The following is a 16,453-nucleotide window of genomic DNA, read 5'->3' as shown; positions in this document are numbered from 1 at the left end:
ACCCTACTATTATAACAAAAAGCAGAGAAAAATTCTCTGCTTTCGAAAAATATTCCTATAAACTTTTTAGTGAATAGCCGATTTAAACTTACCACCATTTGTCTCTTGCGTGCTCATAATCGTAACAAACGCATTTTCATCAATTTCATGCACAATTGATTTTAACTTCGTCACTTCTAGACGCGTTACAACTGCATAAATAACTTCTTTTTCTTTATCCGTGTAACCACCTTTCGCTACAAGCTTTGTAGTTCCACGGCCAAGACGATGCAAAATCGCGTTTGATACTTCCTCATATTGATCAGATACAATTAAAACCGCCTTCGTTTCATCTAGCCCTTGAATTACTGTATCGATTGTTTTAAATGCGATATAGTACGTCATAACAGAATACATCGCTTGTTCCACACCAAACACAAATGCTGCCCATGCAAAAATAAATAAGTTCACAAACATTACGAATTCACCAACAGAGAACGGTAATTTCTTCGTTAATAAAATCCCCATAATTTCAGTTCCATCTAGCGATCCACCATGACGAATTACAAGTCCTACACCAAGACCTAAAATAAGACCACCAAACACTGTCGCTAAAATAGGTTCTGTTGTAAATGGTGGTACCGCATGTAACGTTGACTCAATGAAAGCTAACGCTACAATACCAAATGTCGAAGATAACATAAATGTTTTTCCAATTTGCTTATAACCGGAATACATAAATGGGATATTGAGAACAACGACTAAAGTAGAAAAACTTAACCACCAAATGTTAGGAGTAAGATAATCTAATATAAGAGAAATACCAATAATTCCACCATCAATAATTTTATTTGGCATTAAAAATAGTTCAATTGCTACCGCCGCGCATGCTGCTCCAAAAATAATCATAACTAAACGATAAATGAGATGAATAACACTTTCTTTTCGATGTTGCTTTTGCTCCATAAGTCCTCCCTTTACTCTTTTTCTGTAGTTTTGTCCTTATATTATAACATACGCTTCTTTTCCTCATGAAAAAAGAAACTCCATACGAATATGTACAAGCTATATGCTCATATATTTCGATAGAAGAACGCGTGAAGGAGGATAATAAGATGAACCTCATTAAACAAATTGTTAATAAAAAATTAAATCATATTTCTACAAAAGAGTTATTAAAATATAGCAAAGAATATGAAGTTCCCATTACAGCCGCACAAGCTGATCAAATCGTTTTACTTATGAAGGGTAAAAATATTAATATCTACGATAACAACGAGCGACTAGAGCTCTTAAAACAAATCGCAAAAGTAACTTCCCCTGCCACTGCCCAACAAGTAAATACATTATTTCAGCAACTACTAAAATAAGGAGGGGATTTCCCCCTCCTTATTGCGCTTTAATTTTTTCAAGAAGCCCTTCATCAAAAGTGCCGTTTTTCAGCATTTCGATTTCCAATTTGTATGGTGGCTTCTTATCTTTTTTATCTTCCCCTACATACGGTGTTTCAAGAATTTTTGGTACATGCATTAACTGTGGATGATGTACAATGTGATGCAATGCTTTATACCCAATGTGACCAAATCCAATGTTTTCATGACGGTCTTTTCCTGCTCCGCGTACATTTTTACTATCATTAATATGAAGTACTTGTAAACGATCTATACCAACGATCTTATCAAATTCGTTTAATACGCCGTCAAAGTCATTTACAATATCATATCCTGCATCATGCGTATGACATGTATCAAAGCATACAGATAGCTTTTCATTATATTTTACACCATCAATAATTTTTGCAATTTCTTCAAAGCTACGACCGCATTCTGTTCCTTTTCCTGCCATCGTCTCTAACGCAATGTTAACCGTCTGTTCTGGCGTTAATACTTCATTAAGCCCTTTAATAATTTGTTGAATACCAGCATCTGCTCCAGCACCAACGTGCGCTCCTGGGTGAAGAACAATTTGTTTCGCTACACCTAATGCCGATGTTCTTTCAATTTCCATGCGAAGAAAGTCTACTCCTAATTGGAATGTTTCTGGCTTCGTCGTATTCCCAACATTAATAATATAAGGGGCATGGACGATAATTTCCTCAATTCCGTTCAGCTCCATATGTTTTCTTCCTGCTTCTATGTTCAATTCTTCAATTGGTTTTCTTCGTGTATTTTGCGGTGCACCTGTATAAATCATAAACGTTGTTGCACCGTATGAAACAGCCTCTTCACTTGCTGCTAATAACATTTTCTTACCACTCATGGAAACATGAGATCCAATCTTTAACATACAATCACCTCTTCAATATACAATAGATATAATGATAGCATAATTTGTAGAAATATGTAGTGAATTGTTTGTTCACAAAAGATGCACTACACAAATTTATATGACTATTTATACAGACTATACTTTCCATTTAAATTAGCTGGATTAAGTGAAACTTTAATCAATACTTTTCTATCCATATTGATTACACCTCCCACAAATAGCGGGATAAAAAAAAGATAAGGGAAACCCCTTATCTTTTTTTATTGCCATATTTTTTCTTCACTTTGTCACGTTCTGTTGCAAGTTTACGTTTATAGTTTGGTTTTACTTTTTTTGGTTTTTTAATAACTTTCGTTGCCATAACATCAAGTTCGTCATTTGGTTTTTTACGGCTCTTACGACGACGACGCTCACCTAAATCGGCCCACTCATCTCCGCGTAAATCTACATGCTTGAACTCAATATGACGTTGTTTTTCTAAACTATCTAACGCTTCTTCGTTTGCTGGATCATATATCGTCACTGCAATACCAGAATGCCCCGCACGTGCTGTTCTTCCAACGCGGTGAACGAAGAAATCTAAATCTGATGGTAGCTCATAGTTAATAACATGGCTAATCCCTTCAATATCAATACCACGTGCTGCTAAATCAGTCGCAACAATATATTGGAATTCAAGGTCACGAATTTGTTTCATCATTTTTTTACGATCACGTGGTGATAAATCCCCGTGAATTCGTCCAACTTTTAAGCCACGTTCCATTAATCCATCAGCAACTTGGTCTGCCATCTTTTTCGTATTCGTGAAAACAACTGCTAAATACGGTTTAAATTGAAGTAGCATTTTATGCACTAAATCAATTTTATTACGATGTTTAGAAGGCACTAAATAGTGTTCAATGTTTCCAGCTGCAACTTGTTTTGGATTGATATGAATATGCTCTGGATTCTCCATATACTTCTTCAGAAACGGTTTTAGTTTTTGAGGAATTGTTGCAGAGAAAACTAACATTTGCAAGTTTTTAGGCATGCGTGCTGCAATTTTATCTACATCATGAATGAATCCCATATCAAGCATTAAGTCTGCTTCATCGACAATAATCGTATTTGCTTTATGAACAAATAATGCTTGCTCTTCTACTAAATCTTTAATACGTCCTGGTGTTCCAACTACGATATGAGGTTGTTTTTTCAACTTTTCAATTGAGCGTTGTTTATCAGTTCCACCAATTAAACAACGTGCTGTAATCATTTGGTCTTCCGCACAAAACTTTGTTAACTTCACGATTTCTTCGTAAATTTGTTGTGCTAACTCACGAGTAGGCGCTGTAATAACAAGTTGTACTTCTTCACGACTTGCATTAATTCTGTTTAATGTAGGAAGTAAGTATGCATGTGTTTTCCCAGAACCTGTTTGGGATTGTCCAATTACACTTACACCTTTTTTCACGACCGGGAAAATTTTCTGCTGAATTCCTGTCGGCTCTGTAAAGCGTAGTTCACGAACTGCATCTATTAAAAATGGTTTAAAATCATACTGTGTAAAAGTTTGTTGTGTCATAAGTTACACCTTCTTTCTAAAATTTCTACTGCGCGCACAAATCAGTCAAGTCTACATTATATCGAAATCTACAAGTAAAATCCATCTTTAGTTTAGGTTTTCACTTCAAAAACTAACCTTCTTCCCTTTTATTGCATATTGTATGTGTATATACCTAACTGAAGAAAGGAGGATTTCTCACATGTTTCCGAAATCCCCTACAAGGCAAATGTATCCGAATCCAGGGCAGCAACCTTATACACCATATCCAATTCCACAACTACCACCAATGGCACAAAAAAAGAAAGGTTTTCTTGCTAAGCTTTTTAAAAAACACGATCCAACCGAGCCTTTTATGCAAATGGTTCCACCTTACCGACAAATGGAAGGGCAACTGATGATGCATCAGCAACCACCACCGCCGCCACAATATCAACAGCAATATCAGCAGCAATACCAGCAACAATATCAGCAGCAACATCCACAATATCAACCATACATGCAGCAACATCCTGAGCAAATGATACCGCCTCAAATGTATGAATCAAATGAAACGCGCGGCGGCGCAACTACAGCTGCCGCAACAGCAAGCAGTGGCATCGGCAGTTTCTTTTCGAACTTAATTTCGAATCCTACTAATATGATAAACAACATCGAAAAAGTATCCCAAGTCGTTCAATCTGTAGGTCCTGTCGTCGAACAGTATGGTCCTATTATGCGTAGTCTACCAAGCATTGTTAAAATCCTCACCTCTGGAAAAAGTACGGAAGAAAATCAAACGGAAAATGTAACAGAGCCAGTTGAGGTAGAAAGTCCGCCTCCTGCACCTCAAAAAAAGAAACGAAAACGAAAGAAAATAGTGATTGAACCTGTAATAGAAAAAGAGTTACCGAAAGAACCAGTTCAACAAACAGCAACAAAACCAAAACTATATGTGTAACAATCCTTTGTTTTCTATCCACTCCTCCTTTATAATGTAAAAGACTATGCACAAAAGTATCCCTTGTTTAGAAGGAGAGGATTACTCATATGAAAATTGTTAAAATTTCCCCTCGTGGTTATTGCTACGGTGTTGTCGATGCAATGGTAATTGCACGTAACGCTGCATTAGATAAATCATTGCCGAGACCCATTTATATTTTAGGTATGATTGTTCACAATAAACATGTTACAGACGCTTTTGAAGAAGATGGAATCATCACATTAGACGGTCCAAGTCGCTTAGAAATTTTAGATAAAATTGATTCTGGTACTGTTATTTTCACAGCACACGGTGTTTCTCCAGAAGTTAAACAACGCGCAAAAGAAAAAGGTTTAACAACAATCGATGCCACTTGCCCAGATGTTACCAAGACGCATGACCTTATCGAAGCTAAGAAAGCGGAAGGGTATCATGTCATTTATATCGGTAAAAAAAATCATCCAGAGCCAGAAGGCGCAGTTGGTATTGCACCTGACATCGTTCACCTTATCGAAAGAGCCGATGATTTAAAAACATTAGAAATTCCAACAGATAAAATTTTAGTAACGAATCAAACAACGATGAGTCAATGGGATGTTCAACATTTAATGGAGGACATTCAAAAAAAATTCCCAACAGCAGAATTCCATAAAGAAATTTGTTTAGCTACTCAAGTTCGCCAAGAAGCTGTCGCTAAACAAGCTGATGTTGCAGACTTAACAATTGTTGTTGGTGATCCGAAAAGTAACAATTCAAATCGCTTAGCACAAGTATCACAAGAAATCGCGGGTACAAAAGCATATCGAGTTGCTGATGTAAGCGAAATTCAATTAGAGTGGCTACAAGGTGTAGAAAACGTAGCTGTTACAGCAGGTGCTTCTACTCCAACGCCGATTACAAAAGAAGTTATCGCGTTCTTAGAGCAATATGACCCAATGAATCCAACAACGTGGGAGAGAGTTAGAAAAGTACCACTTCAAAAGATATTACCTCGCGTAAAGGTGAAGAAAGAACAATAATAAAAACCGTTGCCCTAATGGAGCAACGGTTTTTATTTTTCTTATACAAATGTGAATGGATCTGTATGTAACTGCGAAGCATGAATTTGAACATTTAATTTCTTTGCATCCACTTTTTCTTGCAGTTGCTTTTGTACACCTTGTTTCATTACTTTTTCAACATTATGTCCTGGGTCAACTATATTTAAACCGAGCATCATCGCATCATGAGCAACATGATAGTACATGTCACCAGTTACATATACATCTGCTCCTTTAAATTTCGCTTGGTTTATATATTTATTACCATCTCCACCAAGTACAGCTACTTTACGCACTTTATCATCTAACTTACCGACAACTCTTGCCCCATTCACGTCTAATGATTGTTTCACATGTTCTGCAAATTGACCAAGCGTCATTTCTTCTTGTAAGTATCCTATTTTCCCCAGGCCTAACGTTTCACCTTTATTATCAAGCGGGTACACATCGTATGCTACTTCTTCATATGGATGTGCCGTTACCATTGCTTTAATCACTTTCCGCTGTAATGAAACTGGAATAATCGTTTCGATTCGTACTTCTTCTACACGTTCTAACTGTCCAGTTTCCCCGATATAAGGGTTTGTCCCCTCTTGAGGTACAAATGTGCCTGTACCCTCGCTACTAAACGTACAGTGGCTATAATTGCCGATATGACCAGCACCTGCGTCTCCTAATGCTTTCCTTACTTCTTCTGCATGAGTGACTGGCACAAACACAACAACTTTTTTCATTTCTTCTGCATATGTCGGTGCTAGAACTTCTGTATTTTGCAATCCTAACGCCTCAGCAAGTAAATCATTTACCCCGCCCTTAGCAACATCCACATTTGTATGCGCTGCATAGATTGCAATATCATTTTTAATACACTTTTCAATAATTTTCCCATACGCCTTATCTGTATGAATTGCTTTTAACGGGTTAAAAATTAAAGGATGATGAGCAATAATGACATTTGCCCCTAATTGAATTGCTTCATCCACAACTTCTTCCGTTACATCTAACGCAATCAATACGTGCTGCACGGGTTTATTAAGCGCTCCAATCTGCAGGCCAATCTTATCTCCTTCCATCGCCAAATGCTTCGGATACATACTTTCAAATAAAGAAATAATTTCATGGCCGTTTGGAATTTTACTCATGATAAAACCTCCCCTATCATTTTCATTTTCGCTTCTACTTCCCCACGCTTCGCTTTTGTTTCTTCAGAATCAGCCGCACGTTCCAACTGTTTTAAAATATTTTGGAAGTTTTTTAATTCTCCTTCCCATTTTTCAACGAAAGCCTCACTTTTTTCTTTTATTAAAAATGGTCCCATAAACAATTCAGCTTGTTTATTTTCAGAGTAAGGCGCTACAACATTTCCTCGCTCCCCTACTAAAATTTCGTAAATTTTCCCATCTTCTTTTACGATTTTTTCATGGATAAGCTCCCAACCATTCTCAATAAACCATTCACGAATATGATGCGCTGCAATATTCGGCTGTAAAATTAAACGTGTTACACCTTCTAATTTTTCTTTACCACTTTCTAAAATGTCACGAATTAACGCTCCGCCCATTCCAGCAACCGTAATTACATCTACTTCTCCTGGCGCTATAACAGCTAATCCATTCCCTTTACGCACATCTACTTTATCTTGTAAACCACTTTCAGCTACAGTTGCTTGCGCAGAGCGAAATGGTCCATCTACAACCTCTCCTGCAACTGCTTTTGTAGCAATATTATTTATAATTGTATAACACGGTAAATACGCATGATCCGATCCAATATCAGCAACTGTAGATCCTACTGGTATTTCACGTACAACTTCTTCTAATCGTTTTGAAAGCTTTACTTCATTCATGTATTTCCATTACTCCTTCTCTTGTCAGTCTGTCTCCATGATAATGAATTTATAGTAGTTGTTGCAAGCCCATAACAACAATTCACCGCTCTATCATTCATCGTATTTTAGAAAATATAGAAAAACAAGCCCTTTGCATAAGCAAAAGGCTTGTCATACGGAACTTTATTTTTTCTTCGATAACCAATCAGCTACTTTAGCGGCTTGATCAGCTGGAACTATATTGGCAGGCATATTGCCTTTTCCTTTCGAAAGAATTTCTTTAATTTCATCCTTTGAAAGTTTCCCACCAATTTTTTGTAAGTTAGGTCCAACTGCCCCTTGTAACTGATCACCATGGCAGCTCGTACAGCTTTGCTTCACAATATCCTCTGGCTTTGATGCTGTTTGTGCTGGCTTCCCGCCATTTTTTGCATCAGCTAACTCTTTAGATTTATTTAGCCCCTGAAATGAAAATACAAACATAACGATAATACCCAATGCTGCAATAAGAGCGAACGGAATCAGCGGATTACGTTTCATATCTCTTCTCCCCCCTCTATACCCCTAAATAGTTAGATGATTCAGTCATTTCCATTGTACTTGAAAACGCTCTATCAGAAAAGAGTAAACTACCACTTGTTAAAAATATTCCATAAATTCAGTTTATTGTTTTTTATTGTCATATCGCTTATTATTTCGATAATTATTAACGTTTCTCATCATATTTTTCGCTTTTCTACATATATTTTTGTATATAATAAACAAAATTAATCGAAAAATCGAAAAATGAGCATTTGCAAATCAAAAGACAATTCTGTAAAATAAATTACAAGAAATTGTAATCGTTGCCGATAGCTAAATTTTAACAAAAATTAACAAAATAAAAAAGTTTACTTCACAAAGGTGAAGTAAACTTAAAAAATAACCTATTCTAAGAAATCCTTAAGACGCTTACTACGGCTTGGATGTCTTAATTTGCGAAGTGCTTTTGCTTCAATTTGACGAATACGCTCTCTCGTTACGCCGAATACTTTCCCAACTTCTTCAAGCGTACGAGTTCGTCCATCATCTAAACCGAAACGAAGACGTAGAACATTTTCTTCACGATCTGTTAGCGTATCTAACACATCTTCTAATTGTTCTTTTAGCAATTCATAGGCCGCATGGTCCGCAGGCGATGTTGCTTCTTGGTCTTCAATAAAGTCACCTAAATGGGAGTCATCTTCTTCACCAATTGGTGTTTCAAGAGAAACTGGCTCCTGTGCAATTTTTAAGATTTCACGTACTTTTTCTGGAGCAAGATCCATTTCTTCACCAATCTCTTCAGGAGACGGTTCACGACCTAAATCTTGTAATAATTGACGTTGTACACGAATTAACTTATTAATCGTTTCAACCATATGAACTGGAATACGAATTGTTCGTGCTTGGTCTGCAATGGCACGTGTAATAGCTTGGCGAATCCACCAAGTTGCATACGTACTAAATTTGAAACCTTTACGATAATCGAACTTTTCAACAGCTTTAATTAGACCCATATTACCTTCTTGAATTAAGTCTAAGAAAAGCATACCACGGCCTACATAGCGCTTTGCAATACTTACTACAAGACGTAAGTTTGCTTCTGCAAGACGACGTTTCGCTTCTTCATCGCCTTCTTCAATACGCGTTGCAAGTCGAATTTCTTCTTCTGCAGATAGTAAGTCTACACGACCAATTTCTTTTAAATACATACGAACAGGATCGTTGATTTTAACCCCAGGTGGTACACTTAAATCATTGAGGTCAAACTCTTCTTCTGTTTTTGTAATTTGGCGATTATTAGGGCCTTCTTCGTTGTCATTATCACCAACTAAATCAATGCCTTGTTCACCTAAATATTCATAGTATTCATCCATTTGATCGGATTCAATTTCAAATCCATTCATGCGTTCTGCAATCTCTTCATATGTAAGAACGCCACGTTTTTTTCCGAGCTCAGTGAGTTGTTCTTTCACTTGCTCAAGGGTCATTTCAGTTTCAATTTGTTTAGAACGAGCTGGTTTGTCAGCCATCTGTTCCCCTCCTTACGCGAGATACAAACATTCATTATACTAAAACTTTATCAAAAAAGCTATTTTCTCGCTTTTTGATTTTGTAAATATGCTACATAATATTTAGCAGCCTCTACAGGATCTGTTTTTTCCATTTGTTTCACTTTAAAGATGATCTCCATCTTTTCAAGTTTTTCCTGATGCCGTCTAAGCGTCTCCAAATGGCCTTGCAACACTTCTTCTGTGTATTCTGGATTAATAAATTCATCCGTCGAAATATCAGTGATAATATTTTTCAACTTTTCATCAGAGAGCCAACTTAAAAATGTTCCGACTGAAGGTTCATTTCCCTTTTCATAATATGCGTATAGTTCATATAAAATCCCTTTATGTTCTTCTGTATGAAAATCTTCTATATGGGATTCCATACGAACAGCTACTTCTGCACTTTGCAACATATGGTAAATAATTTCTCTTTCCGCTCTTTCAAAACCTGTTAACTTCGGTTTTGTTTGAACGACTTGAGACGGTTTAGCAACCTGCTTTATTTGTTTTTGCTGTACCTTTTGTTCTTTGCGATATTGGTGCAATTGGTTCAAAAGTGTTTCCATTGAATACGAAAATTCTTGCGATAATGACTTCAAATATGACTCTGCCTGCATCGCATCTTGTAACAACGATAACTCTTTTAAAACACTCTTCACATATTCTTCTTTGCCAGACTCATCTTGCAAATTTTTCCCTAAACGCAAATAATTTATTTTAAAACCAACAAAACTCACACTTGATTTCACAAGATTTTCAAAAGCAGTAGTCCCATATTGTTGCACATATTCATCAGGATCAAGCTTATCTGGCAAGGATGTGACTTTCACTTGGCAACCAACTTTTAGCAATAATTGCCCTGCTTTCATCGTCGCTTCTCGCCCTGCTTTATCACCATCATAGCAAAGAACAACAGTTTCAACGTTACGTCGCAGAAGTTTTGCTTGTTCTTCAGTTAAAGCTGTTCCCATTGTCGCAACAGCTTCTTCCACACCACTTTTTACCGCAGCTAGTACATCGGCATATCCTTCAAAAAGAACCACTTGCCCACGCTTTCTAATAAACGGTCTTGCTTGGTGGAAGTTATACAACAATTTACTTTTGTGAAAAATCGGTGTTTCAGGGCTATTTAAATATTTCGGAGTGTCATCTCCTAACGCCCTTCCACTAAACGCTATCACCTTACCTTGTAACGTATAGATCGGGAACATAACTCTTCCACGGAAGCGATCATAATGACTACCATCCTTCTCACTTCTTATTAGAAGGCCAGCTTGTTCCATACTAGACAGCGATAAACCTCTTTTTTGTAAAATTTTCGTCGCTGCATCCCAAGTAGGTGATGCATAACCAATTTCAAACTTCTCAATCATCTCTTTCGTAATACCACGGTTTAATAAATATGAAAGTGCTTCATTTCCCTCTTCCGTATTTACTAATAAATGATGATAATACTTTTTCAATAATTCATGAGCTTGTTGCATGATGACAGTGTCATCAGATATGTCTTCTTGTTGTCCTTGCCCTGATGTATACTCTGCAACCGCAATTCCATTTCTTTCGCCTAGCTTTTGAACAGCCTCGGTAAAAGCCAGTCCTTCCATTTTCATTAGAAAGGAAAATACATTTCCACCTTCTCCACATCCGAAGCAATGAAAAATTTGCTTATCAGATGAAACAGAGAATGAAGGAGAATTCTCACCATGAAATGGACAAAGGCCGAAATAGTTACGCCCCTGTTTTCTAAGTTGAACGTATTCACCAATGACTTCTACAATATCGGATGATGTCCGAATCTGTTCAACAACTTCTTCGGGAATTCTGTTCCCCATAACTCCATCTCCGTGTCGTATTTTGTATTCGATATAAATTAAAAAATTCCTTTATAATTCGACAATATTTTTCTAAACTTGTTAGAAAGTGTTGCCGATTACATTGTATAAACGATTTTAAACCTTTCCTATAGGTCCTTTATCTGCATAAATCGCATATACATACTTGCTATATAAAATTGTATACATTTGCTCATCTGTTACAAATGTATCTCTTAGAAACAATACATACACACCTTTTTATAAGAAGAGTAGCAAGCCACATATACTGTTTGATCTTGAGATTTGTAACTTTTTCATGTTGATCCATATAACGATCAACTCCATTTTGTTCAGTATCTACAAAGATCCAATTGCCTTGCTATTTCCTTAAAGGATGAGCATATGATGCGACAAACAAAATTCCGACATGAAATTCCGCTCCAACTTGCACAATTTCAGCCTTCACGGGATATACATCTACACCAACTAATATGTTGTCAATGCTTTGCATATTTCTGTATTCTACATCCCTTCTGTGAATCCTTCCATAATGTGCGTTTTCTTGTATAGATTTTGTCGATTTAACGTAATTACATGTCTTTTTCGTAAATCCTATCCCTAGTTTATTCTGAAAAATTAAAGTCTAAACGTAAAATATAGGTTTTTATCACAATTTTTTATTATAATATATTTTCTTCAACTACGCTACATATCCCTTTATTTTTTCATCTTACATTTCAGGATGACAAACTCACACCTTGAATATACTAAAAGACAAAGGAGTATAAGTATAACCATTACACTACAATCTATTACAAAATCCATAGGTACCATATTTCACACGAGCGAAAAAAGCACATTCACCTTTGGTAAATGTGCTAAAACATTTTTTGGTTTTGCACTGCATTCACAATAATATTTGCTGTTTCTTCAATTGCTTTATTCGATACATCGATTACTTGACAATTTATTTTACTAATTACTTCCTCAAAGTGATCAATTTCTTCTTGAATACGATTAATATTTGCATATGTTGCTCCATCACTTAATCCAAGTGATTTTAATCGTTCTTTTCGAATATGATTTAACTTATCTGGCGTAATTTTCAAACCGAAACATTTTTCTTTTGCCACTTGATATAGTTCTTCAGGTGGATCAACTTCTGGCACGAGTGGTACATTCGCAACTTTCAAGCGTTTATTATGAGCTAAATATTGGGAAAGTGGTGTTTTTGATGTACGCGAAACACCAATCAACACGATATCCGCTTTTAAAATACCTCGTGCATCTCTGCCGTCATCATACTTCACAGCAAACTCAATCGCTTCAATCTTTTTAAAGTATTCTTCATCTAACCTACGGACAACGCCTGGCTCATATCTCGGCACTTGCCCCGTAATTTCTTCAATTTGATCAATAAGAGGGCCGATAATATCGTATGCCTCTACCCCTTCTTTTGCAGCCTCTGTTACTAAATATTTGCGCATATCAGGCTTAACTAACGTAAAACATATAAGTGCTTGATTACTCTTAGCAATCGAAATCACTTCTTTTAGTGTCCCTGTATCTTCTACATATGGTACACGTCTAATATCAGGAGCAAACGGGAATTGCCCCATTGCTGCTCGAACAACCAAATCAGCCGTTTCCCCTACAGAGTCAGATACGACATATACGATTTTATTATCCATTACATTACCTCACTTTAAACAAATTACACTTATTCGTTATTTACTAAATTTACAAACGCACGTGTAATATTTGTTTTTGTAATTCGCCCAATCACTTCTAAACCTTGTTTCGTATCTTTTACAACTGGCATTGCATCAATCTGTCTTTCTATTAATTCCATCGCAATATCATATAAAGAATCCTCTCTACGACACATCGCAATGTTTGGCATCCTTGTCATGATAATATTAACCGGAAGAGAGGTTAAATCCTGCTTTCCTAAGCTCGCTCTTAATAAATCTTTACGAGACACAACACCAACTAATAGAGTCATCTGATCTACAACGAACAATGTACCAACGTCCTCTAAAAACATCGTACAAATTGCATCGTATACGGAAACATTTTTATCAATTACAACCGGTCTAGATTGATAATCTTGTACTTTAATTTTCTTAACAGCTTCAGATAATAGCTGCCCCCCAGTTTTACCCGTATAAAAATAACCTACGCGTGGACGTGCTTCTAAATAACCAGCCATCGTTAAAATTGCTAAGTCTGGTCTTAGCGTCGCACGTGTTAGACCCAATTGCGCTGCAATTGATTCCCCTGTAATAGGACCGTGATCTTTTACAATCTGAATGATATGTTCTTGCCGTTTATTCAGCTCTATGATAATCACCACCTTTAATGCACAACGAAAAAAGTTATACTATCTCTTAAATATTATATACTAAATATGCTATTCGAAAAAGAAAGTATGTAAAAAGGACCGTATACGGCCCAAAATTATATTTGAAACTTATCAAGTTGTTCTAAAAAACGTCTTGATTTCAAATAAATTCCGCAATATTCATCATAATATGTATTCAATACTAAACGCATTTGTTTTTTTGTGCTATCCTTTACCGATACATTTCCGAGCCTATGTAAATCGAAATGGAAGAAAAGACGTAATAATTTATGAACAGCTTCTCCTACCGGTATACGATACGGGTCTTGCTCTGCATGACGTGAGCACAGAAAACCGCCTTCCCTAACGGAGAAGGCGACAAAGTCTGTTTCTTGATGACAAATCGCACATGTATCAAAGTACGGGCGCATCCCTAATACCGGAAGCATTTTCGTTTGATAAATTAATGATAATACTTCTGGATCAACACCCTCACACATATAATGCAACGTTTGATATAACATTTCAAATAAATACGGATTATGTTTTTTATCTTCTGTTGCTTTATCAGTTAATTCAACAATAAATGATGCATAAGCAGTTAAAAATATGTCCTCGCGAATTTCTTTCATAGTTGAAATAATCTCGCCTTGTTGCAATGTTCCAAGCCCAGATCCCATTTGAATAAGAAACTGGCCATGTGTCATTAATTGCGACACAGATGCTAATCGGCTTTTCGGTTTTTTTGCCCCTCTTGCCATTGCACTTACCTTACCAAGTTCTCTTGAGAATATTGTAACAATCTTGTTCGTTTCTCCGTAATCTGTCGTACGGATAACGATGCCCTCAACTTTTTGAAACATGTTCGTCACCATCCAAGGTTTGAACAAAACGGGTCAAGAAATTGGAGAGTCTAGATGCGCTAGCTCCTCTTCATGTTGATCCATCTCATCGTTTACGTCTTTTTCCATTTCTTTCAAAAGCAAGTACGTTTCAATGCTTCCTGTTTTGGAGAAAAACTTCCAGGTAAAATCTAGCATAAGAATCCACCTTTCTCAATAAGCGTAGCCTATAAACCAATTTCCTTTGTTGTTATTAAATTGACCCATTTTGTCCATTTTCATGTGAGAAAAATTTTTCCTAATTTATCAAAGTTCATAAAAACCAATAATCAGTGGATGAACCAACCATCCACTGATTACAGCTTGACTCTATTTTAGTACTCATCCTCGCGGAAACCTAGGTCACGAAGCTGAGACATTTTATTACGCCAATCTTTTTGCACTTTTACCCATACTTCTAAAAATACTTTAGAACCAAGTAGCGCTTCAATATCAAAACGAGCTCGCTTACCAACTTCTTTTAACATTTTCCCTTGTTTTCCGATGATGATTCCTTTTTGTGATGCACGTTCAACAACAATCGTTGCATTTATATAAACTGCCCCGCCCTCACGCTTTTGAATCGCATCGATAACAACAGCCACAGAATGCGGCACTTCTTCACGTGTTAAATGTAGTACTTTCTCACGAATAAGCTCTGCAATAATAAATCTCTCCGGATGATCCGTTACTTGATTATCTGGATAGTATTGTGGTCCTTCTGGTAAATACTTTTTAATTGTTCCAATTAAAGCGTCCACATTATTACCGTCTAACGCAGAAATTGGTACAATTTCTGCAAACTCATGTAGTTTACGATATTGATCAATTAACTCTAGTAATTGCTCTGGATGAAGTTGGTCAATTTTATTAATTACTAAAAATACTGGTTGTTTCGTTTCTTTTAACTTCTCGATGATGAATTCTTCACCACGACCAAAGCCTTCGACAGCATTAACCATAAACAGAACGATATCAACTTCTTTTAATGTCGTTTGCGCCATCTTCACCATGAAGTCGCCTAGTTTATGTTTAGGTTTATGTATTCCTGGTGTATCAATGAAAATAACTTGTGCATCATTTTCTGTATATACACCTTGAATTTTATTACGAGTCGTTTGTGGCTTATCACTCATAATAGCAATTTTCTGGCCGATAATACGATTTAAAAATGTAGATTTCCCAACATTCGGTCTGCCAATAATAGAGACAAAACCTGATTTATAACCTTTTCTATTCATGTAAATCCTCCGCTAAAAATGCTCCTGGTAACAATTCTCCGACTGTCGTCTCTTGAACGTCACCATGTAAATTTGTTAAGTATACTTTCGTATCCTGTTTACATAATTCTACCATAACTTGTCGACATGCTCCACAAGGAGGTACTGGGCGCTTTGTATCTGCTACAACCGCAATGGCTACAAATTCTTTATCTCCTTCAGAAACCGCCTTAAATAAAGCTGTTCTTTCAGCACAATTACATAAGCCATATGATGCATTCTCAACATTACATCCACGATATACTTTTCCATCGCGCGTTAATAGTGCTGCACCTACTTGAAATTTAGAATATGGTACGTACGCTTGTTTACGCGCTTCGATTGCTTCTAGAATTAATTGTTTACTATTCATATTCCCGCATCCTTCCTGTTCACAGCTATGAAGAGGTACACTCTCTCATTAAAGCCCCTTACGGCACTTCCAAAGCTTAATAAAAGCT

General features: G+C 36.5%; 18 protein-coding genes. 3 read left to right on the top strand and 15 right to left on the bottom strand.

The features are described from left to right. Positions 1 to 66: 66 nt before the first annotated feature. Entirely contained in the window at positions 67 to 945 is an 879-nt protein-coding gene (locus tag AU379_RS02955) for a YitT family protein (RefSeq protein ID WP_000435963.1), read from the bottom strand. A 149-nt stretch (positions 946 to 1,094) separates the two neighbouring features. Between AU379_RS02955 and AU379_RS02950 the strand changes: the two genes are divergently transcribed. Beyond that, a complete protein-coding gene (locus tag AU379_RS02950) occupies positions 1,095 to 1,349 on the top strand; it encodes a DUF2624 domain-containing protein (RefSeq protein WP_001048954.1) in 255 nt (84 codons plus the stop codon). Between the two features lie 19 nt (positions 1,350 to 1,368). On the opposite strand, the gene AU379_RS02945 is transcribed toward AU379_RS02950, so the two are convergent. Together AU379_RS02945 and AU379_RS02940 are read right to left on the bottom strand one after the other, a co-directional pair. Then, entirely contained in the window at positions 1,369 to 2,265 is an 897-nt protein-coding gene (locus AU379_RS02945) for a deoxyribonuclease IV (RefSeq protein ID WP_000912460.1), read from the bottom strand. Positions 2,266 to 2,497: 232 nt separating this feature from the next. Further along, entirely contained in the window at positions 2,498 to 3,808 is a 1,311-nt protein-coding gene (locus tag AU379_RS02940; RefSeq protein WP_000194015.1) for a DEAD/DEAH box helicase, read from the bottom strand. A gap of 181 nt (positions 3,809 to 3,989) precedes the next feature. Here AU379_RS02940 and AU379_RS02935 point away from each other — a divergent pair, with 181 nt between their 5' ends. Together AU379_RS02935 and AU379_RS02930 are read left to right on the top strand one after the other, a co-directional pair. Next, on the top strand, positions 3,990 to 4,727 hold the full coding sequence (locus AU379_RS02935; protein WP_000484162.1) for a YqfQ family protein: 738 nt from the start codon (positions 3,990 to 3,992) through the stop codon (positions 4,725 to 4,727). An 89-nt stretch (positions 4,728 to 4,816) separates the two neighbouring features. Continuing rightward, on the top strand, positions 4,817 to 5,767 hold the full coding sequence (locus AU379_RS02930) for a 4-hydroxy-3-methylbut-2-enyl diphosphate reductase (protein WP_000706660.1): 951 nt from the start codon (positions 4,817 to 4,819) through the stop codon (positions 5,765 to 5,767). 41 nt (positions 5,768 to 5,808) lie between these two features. On the opposite strand, the gene AU379_RS02925 is transcribed toward AU379_RS02930, so the two are convergent. From AU379_RS02925 to AU379_RS02875, 12 genes are all read right to left on the bottom strand, one after another. Then, a complete protein-coding gene (locus tag AU379_RS02925; RefSeq protein ID WP_000036221.1) occupies positions 5,809 to 6,930 on the bottom strand; it encodes a Nif3-like dinuclear metal center hexameric protein in 1,122 nt (373 codons plus the stop codon). Continuing rightward, positions 6,927 to 7,634 (bottom strand): tRNA (adenine(22)-N(1))-methyltransferase TrmK, encoded by a 708-nt coding sequence (locus AU379_RS02920; protein WP_001006544.1) that lies wholly within the window; start codon positions 7,632 to 7,634, stop codon positions 6,927 to 6,929. Before AU379_RS02920 ends, AU379_RS02925 begins: the two co-directional genes overlap by 4 nt. Before the next feature lie 165 nt (positions 7,635 to 7,799). Beyond that, positions 7,800 to 8,156, bottom strand: a complete 357-nt coding sequence (gene cccA / locus AU379_RS02915) for a cytochrome c550 (protein WP_000828141.1) — start codon at positions 8,154 to 8,156, stop codon at positions 7,800 to 7,802. Between the two features lie 386 nt (positions 8,157 to 8,542). Further along, positions 8,543 to 9,670 (bottom strand): RNA polymerase sigma factor RpoD, encoded by a 1,128-nt coding sequence (gene rpoD / locus AU379_RS02910; protein WP_000764066.1) that lies wholly within the window; start codon positions 9,668 to 9,670, stop codon positions 8,543 to 8,545. Between the two features lie 59 nt (positions 9,671 to 9,729). Then, complete coding sequence (dnaG, locus tag AU379_RS02905; protein WP_000528224.1) at positions 9,730 to 11,526, bottom strand: DNA primase; 1,797 nt, start codon at positions 11,524 to 11,526, stop codon at positions 9,730 to 9,732. Between the two features lie 361 nt (positions 11,527 to 11,887). Then, positions 11,888 to 12,019 (bottom strand): hypothetical protein, encoded by a 132-nt coding sequence (locus AU379_RS31110; protein ID WP_002000855.1) that lies wholly within the window; start codon positions 12,017 to 12,019, stop codon positions 11,888 to 11,890. 367 nt (positions 12,020 to 12,386) lie between these two features. Further along, positions 12,387 to 13,199, bottom strand: a complete 813-nt coding sequence (locus AU379_RS02900; protein WP_000368936.1) for a pyruvate, water dikinase regulatory protein — start codon at positions 13,197 to 13,199, stop codon at positions 12,387 to 12,389. 29 nt (positions 13,200 to 13,228) lie between these two features. Continuing rightward, the gene (locus AU379_RS02895) at positions 13,229 to 13,861 is read right to left on the bottom strand and encodes a helix-turn-helix transcriptional regulator (protein WP_000583756.1); all 633 of its coding nucleotides are present in this window, start codon (positions 13,859 to 13,861) and stop codon (positions 13,229 to 13,231) included. Between the two features lie 107 nt (positions 13,862 to 13,968). After that, positions 13,969 to 14,715, bottom strand: a complete 747-nt coding sequence (recO, locus tag AU379_RS02890; RefSeq protein WP_000487013.1) for a DNA repair protein RecO — start codon at positions 14,713 to 14,715, stop codon at positions 13,969 to 13,971. Between the two features lie 33 nt (positions 14,716 to 14,748). Beyond that, entirely contained in the window at positions 14,749 to 14,892 is a 144-nt protein-coding gene (locus AU379_RS02885; RefSeq protein WP_000883924.1) for a YqzL family protein, read from the bottom strand. 176 nt (positions 14,893 to 15,068) lie between these two features. Continuing rightward, positions 15,069 to 15,974, bottom strand: a complete 906-nt coding sequence (era, locus tag AU379_RS02880) for a GTPase Era (RefSeq protein WP_001080229.1) — start codon at positions 15,972 to 15,974, stop codon at positions 15,069 to 15,071. Further along, on the bottom strand, positions 15,967 to 16,365 hold the full coding sequence (locus AU379_RS02875) for a cytidine deaminase (RefSeq protein WP_001086282.1): 399 nt from the start codon (positions 16,363 to 16,365) through the stop codon (positions 15,967 to 15,969). The genes era and AU379_RS02875 overlap by 8 nt, the downstream gene beginning before the upstream one ends. Positions 16,366 to 16,453 lie beyond the last annotated feature (88 nt).

This window comes from Bacillus sp. JH7, from assembly GCF_001563515.1.
Lineage (GTDB): Bacteria > Bacillota > Bacilli > Bacillales > Bacillaceae_G > Bacillus_A > Bacillus_A cereus.
Note: the sequence above shows the minus strand (reverse complement) of the source record. Positions and strands in the feature narration are given on the sequence as shown.

Coding starts and splice junctions, on each gene's coding strand:
- AU379_RS02955 (WP_000435963.1), bottom strand. CDS start 945: ATGGAGCAAAAGCAACATCGAAAAGAAAGTGTTATTCATCTCATTTAT.
- dnaG (WP_000528224.1), bottom strand. CDS start 11,526: ATGGGGAACAGAATTCCCGAAGAAGTTGTTGAACAGATTCGGACATCA.
- AU379_RS02940 (WP_000194015.1), bottom strand. CDS start 3,808: ATGACACAACAAACTTTTACACAGTATGATTTTAAACCATTTTTAATA.
- AU379_RS02935 (WP_000484162.1), top strand. CDS start 3,990: ATGTTTCCGAAATCCCCTACAAGGCAAATGTATCCGAATCCAGGGCAG.
- era (WP_001080229.1), bottom strand. CDS start 15,974: ATGAATAGAAAAGGTTATAAATCAGGTTTTGTCTCTATTATTGGCAGA.
- AU379_RS02875 (WP_001086282.1), bottom strand. CDS start 16,365: ATGAATAGTAAACAATTAATTCTAGAAGCAATCGAAGCGCGTAAACAA.
- AU379_RS02925 (WP_000036221.1), bottom strand. CDS start 6,930: ATGAGTAAAATTCCAAACGGCCATGAAATTATTTCTTTATTTGAAAGT.
- AU379_RS02930 (WP_000706660.1), top strand. CDS start 4,817: ATGAAAATTGTTAAAATTTCCCCTCGTGGTTATTGCTACGGTGTTGTC.
- AU379_RS02885 (WP_000883924.1), bottom strand. CDS start 14,892: ATGCTAGATTTTACCTGGAAGTTTTTCTCCAAAACAGGAAGCATTGAA.
- AU379_RS02945 (WP_000912460.1), bottom strand. CDS start 2,265: ATGTTAAAGATTGGATCTCATGTTTCCATGAGTGGTAAGAAAATGTTA.
- AU379_RS02900 (WP_000368936.1), bottom strand. CDS start 13,199: ATGGATAATAAAATCGTATATGTCGTATCTGACTCTGTAGGGGAAACG.
- AU379_RS31110 (WP_002000855.1), bottom strand. CDS start 12,019: ATGCAAAGCATTGACAACATATTAGTTGGTGTAGATGTATATCCCGTG.
- recO (WP_000487013.1), bottom strand. CDS start 14,715: ATGTTTCAAAAAGTTGAGGGCATCGTTATCCGTACGACAGATTACGGA.
- rpoD (WP_000764066.1), bottom strand. CDS start 9,670: ATGGCTGACAAACCAGCTCGTTCTAAACAAATTGAAACTGAAATGACC.
- AU379_RS02920 (WP_001006544.1), bottom strand. CDS start 7,634: ATGAATGAAGTAAAGCTTTCAAAACGATTAGAAGAAGTTGTACGTGAA.
- AU379_RS02950 (WP_001048954.1), top strand. CDS start 1,095: ATGAACCTCATTAAACAAATTGTTAATAAAAAATTAAATCATATTTCT.
- cccA (WP_000828141.1), bottom strand. CDS start 8,156: ATGAAACGTAATCCGCTGATTCCGTTCGCTCTTATTGCAGCATTGGGT.